The organism is Kordia sp., from assembly GCF_045105435.1.
Taxonomy (GTDB): domain Bacteria; phylum Bacteroidota; class Bacteroidia; order Flavobacteriales; family Flavobacteriaceae; genus Kordia.
Map to the genome: position 1 here is coordinate 1 of NZ_JBGCDL010000124.1, position 4,241 is coordinate 4,241.

A 4,241-nucleotide genomic window follows, 5' to 3' on the forward strand; every position below is an offset into this window, starting at 1 on the left:
AAATATAGAGGATATATAAAGGAGTACGAAGAGGTTTCGGATGAAATTTTAAATACCTACAAAGCACGAATTTGTGAAGTATACAAAGAAAAAAAAGCGGTACTCGATCCTGAAAAATTTATCATTATAGGTGAAAATGAACCGATAAAAGCTTCTGAATTACTAGACAATGAAAATACAAAAAAAGTACTCTCAGGAGTTTTCAGTATTGATAGTAAAACGAATTTAGGAACGTTTGAAGTACCAGGTGATGGAGAACAAGTCAACTTTTACGTGCAAAAGAGCGATATAGAAGAAGATGAAGATCTTACTAAGCTAAAAACAACTAAAAAGTATCTAAAAGATAGTAATGACACTAGACTTGTAACTGTAAAATCAGCCATTGATACTAGTTTTAGATTTACAGAAACTCCGAAAACAGCAAAATTCAAATCCATTCAAATCGAATTATTAGAAGGCGGAATTGTTGATGCACGCTTAATCTTAGAATCCAACGATGGAAAAACGCACTTTTACTTTGAAGGAACCGATCCTGTAAGTATTCTAAACTATTCGCGCAAAGCTTCAAAACGCGCCATATTTCATTATTCACATTATGTAAGTCTTCAAGGAGAACAAGTTTACAATGAAGAAACGCTTAAAATGTTGTTGGTAAAATATACAGATGTACTGGATTATCACCCAAATGCAGGAAGTAATTATGTGCCAGACGATGTTTCATACAAATTTCCATCCGACAAGCAAGAAGAAGCAAACATAAAAGATAGAAGATCGTATCAAGTCATCAATAACAACAATTTGCAACACGTTTTAGACTTACGAACGTATACCGATTTACTTGGTTTATTTGGTGATGAAGCCAACGGATTGTTTCAAATAGAAGGAAAAGCAGATTTCTTTATCAATCCATTCAACCCGAGCAGAACTGCACTTTACATATTCAAAAAAATATCGCCGTACGTCCGTTATTCACGTTTTGATGACGACAATGACTTCATTCAAGCTGTTGAGCCTGATATGGATAACACGAATCCGAATACAGGCGATCCTGCGGAATTCTACTATTTCAACGATCAAAAACTTTCTTTATTAGAACGATCAAACTTAGAAATGGGCTTAGATGTGGATATCATAAATTTCAGAATCGCAAAAGAATTGCCTTTCTGGACATCGCTATACTTTCCGTTAAGCTATAATGTGACAAAAGTCAGAACAAATACTGCCGAATTAGATGGTGCAGAAGTGGCAAATGAAGAAAACTTTAAAATGTTAGGTTACGGTTTAGGCGCAAACTTAGAAATTCGTCGTTTCAATAATTTTGGACTCAATCTTGGATACGAACTCAAAGGATATTCCTTCATTGGTGATTACGCGCGAGCTGGTTTATCTGAACCAAACTATCTAAAAACGCAAGCTGTAAAAGCAGAAATTTTCTATTATCCAGGAACAGACAGATCAAATTCTATCTTTTTACGAATGAAAAGTATTAGAGATGTAAGTGCTACTGGTGATGATTCATTCTTCCAACTACAAGTCGGCTACCGATTTACAATTGGTGTTGGCGCCATAAAAGCAAAGTAATACCATTTTCCATCTGAAATTACTGAAAAAGAAAAGGATGTATTTTTTCTTTATATGAGATTGAAAAATAAAGCATCGCCATAGTTACGGTTTATTTTTAAATTAAAATAGAAAGGAAAAAGGCGCATTTTATTATATTAATTCCAAATGGAAAATGGTATAACAACCATTTTTATTGTTTTCTCTGACAATTTTTATGAATTAGATGCGTTATTAGGTCATATCAAGACTTTTTCAAATAGACTACATAAGGAAAGCAAAACTACATTCACAAGCTAAAAACAAAAAACAATGAAAAAACTCTCACTTCTTGTATGTGTGCTGGGATTGCTATGTAGTTGCAGCAGTAATGATGACAATGATACGCAACCAGCGTATTCAATTGAAATTAAAAATATTGAAACCTTAGTAGGCGAAAGCAAAATAAAAGTATCTTTTAAACTTACGGACGAAAATAATATTGGTGTATCTAACCAAACAGATAGCGATTTCAATTTGTATGAAACAGCCATAAGCGCTGGAGAAACGGAACAACTCATAGATCCGACAGAAGCTCCACGACTCATTGTGCCAAATCCTCAAAACTATCGGTATGCAACCATGATTGTCATGGATTTAAGCGGAAGTGTCATTGATGAAATTGAAAATATAAAAAGTGCCGCAACACTATATGTATCCAACTTATTTAGCGAAATTAATAGTGGCGCTTTAGAAGTTGCCATCTATTACTTTGATGGAAGAGAACAATTGCAAGAACTCATCGGTTTCTCTACTTCAAGTCAAAATATAATTGCAGCTATAAGCGGAATGAATTCTGGATTGCAACAAGACATCTCTACCAATTTATACGGCGCTGTAGTGCAAAGTTGCAACAGAATGCAAGCTAAAAAATTAGAAATTCAAAATGACCCTAATACCAATATTTGGTCTTCTTCCATGGTTATTTTTTCCGATGGTCAAAATCAAGATTTCTTTAATGATCGAAATGACATGAACACAAGCATCAATGCTACATTAGACAATACAGGTTTTTATGTAATTGGCGCAGGAAACAATGTAGATGCTAGAGTCATTGCAGATATTGGACGTAACGGACAATTTTTAATTGATGATTATTCACAACTTACTACAGGACTCAATAGCGTATTAGACGTCATTCGAAGAGAAGCAAACAGTAATTACGAACTTGAAATCTGTACAGCTAAAAGTGGTACAGAAGTAGCATTCAGATTGGAATCTATAGGAACACCAACGCTTGGCGGTACAGGAACGTATGATACGAATGAATTTACAGGAAATAACTGTACAATCAATTAAACTTCCAAAGAAGTAAACTCAAAAGTAGTCCCGTTGAACAATCCTTTATCACTCAGTTTTAACGACGGGATTACTAACAATGCCATAAACGACAAGGTCATATATGGCGCGCGTAAGGTGCTTCCCATTTCTTTGGCTAATTTGTCTAATTCAGCGTAAGCGGCACCAATTTCCCAACCCGTTTTATCGCTCATAATTCCCGCTACAGGTAACGAAACTACCTTTTCAACCGAATCAGAAACGGCGCAAATTCCACCTTTATTAGAAATCAATAAATTCACTGCTTTGCAAATGGCTTCGTCAGAAACACCAACGGCAATAATATTGTGCGAATCGTGTCCTACGGAAGAAGCAATGGCGCCTTCTTTCAATCCAAAATTTTGAATAAAAGCCATTGCAGGCGCATCATCATTATATCGATTTACAACTGTCATTTTTAAAATATCTTCCGAAACATTCGACACTAAATTTCCATCTTTTGCCAAACTATCTAAAATCAATTCGTTGGTGACCAATTCGCCATCCAATGCTTCAATAACGCGGATTTTACTTTTCGTGGCTTTGATTTGAAAATCAACCACATTCTTTGCAGAAGTATTGAAATTATTCAGTATTTCAAAGGGCACGCTGTCTATGTGTGTCGTTCCATTAGATGCAACTCGGATGCCATCAATATAGGTTTCTAACACTTTAAAATTTGTCAAATCTTCTAAAACTACGAAATCGGCAACATCATTGGTTTGTAACTGTCCAACATCCAACTTATAATGTTTCACAGGATTTACACATGCAACTTGCAACACTTTAAAAATGTCGTTTCCTTTTGCAACGGCGCGTGCGCACAACTCGTTAATATGACTGACTAACAAATCGTCAGGATGTTTATCATCCGAACAAAACATCATTTCATTATAATGTTCATCTAACAACGGAATCAACGCTTCAAAGTTCTTCGCGGCACTTCCTTCCCGAATAATGACTTTCATGCCTTTCTGTAACTTTTCCAACGCTTCGTCATGCGTAAAACATTCATGATCGGTAGAAATTCCTGCGGAAATATACTTCGTAACATCGTCACCGCGTAATCCGGGCGCGTGTCCGTCTACAGGTTTATTAAAATGTTTTGCCCAAGCTATCTTTTTTAATACTTCAGCATCATCAAACAAAACACCGGGATAATTCATCATTTCAGCCAAATACTTAATCTCTGGTTTTGCCAACAATTCTTTAATATCGTCTGAATCAATCACAGCACCAGCCGATTCAAAACTCGTAGCAGGAACGCAAGAAGGCGCACCAAAATTAAACTTAAACGGCACTTTTTTTCCGTTCTCAATCATAAA

At 35.6% G+C, this 4,241-nt stretch carries 3 protein-coding genes; 2 read left to right on the top strand and 1 reads right to left on the bottom strand.

What is annotated here, in order from left to right:
- Together AB8B65_RS06360 and AB8B65_RS06365 are read left to right on the top strand one after the other, a co-directional pair.
- The coding region (locus tag AB8B65_RS06360) for a hypothetical protein (protein ID WP_405300028.1) at positions 1-1,581 on the top strand (1,581 nt) is incomplete at its 5' end.
- Between the two features lie 291 nt (positions 1,582-1,872).
- On the top strand, positions 1,873-2,898 hold the full coding sequence (locus tag AB8B65_RS06365) for a hypothetical protein (RefSeq protein WP_405300029.1): 1,026 nt from the start codon (positions 1,873-1,875) through the stop codon (positions 2,896-2,898).
- Here the strand turns inward: AB8B65_RS06365 and ade are convergent.
- A partial coding sequence (gene ade, locus AB8B65_RS06370) for an adenine deaminase (protein WP_405300030.1) occupies positions 2,895-4,241 on the bottom strand: 1,347 nt, incomplete at its 5' end. The genes AB8B65_RS06365 and ade overlap by 4 nt on opposite strands.

What these genes read in the sequence shown, in the direction of transcription:
- AB8B65_RS06365 (WP_405300029.1), top strand. Translation starts at nt 1,873, where the DNA reads ATGAAAAAACTCTCACTTCTTGTATGTGTGCTGGGATTGCTATGTAGT.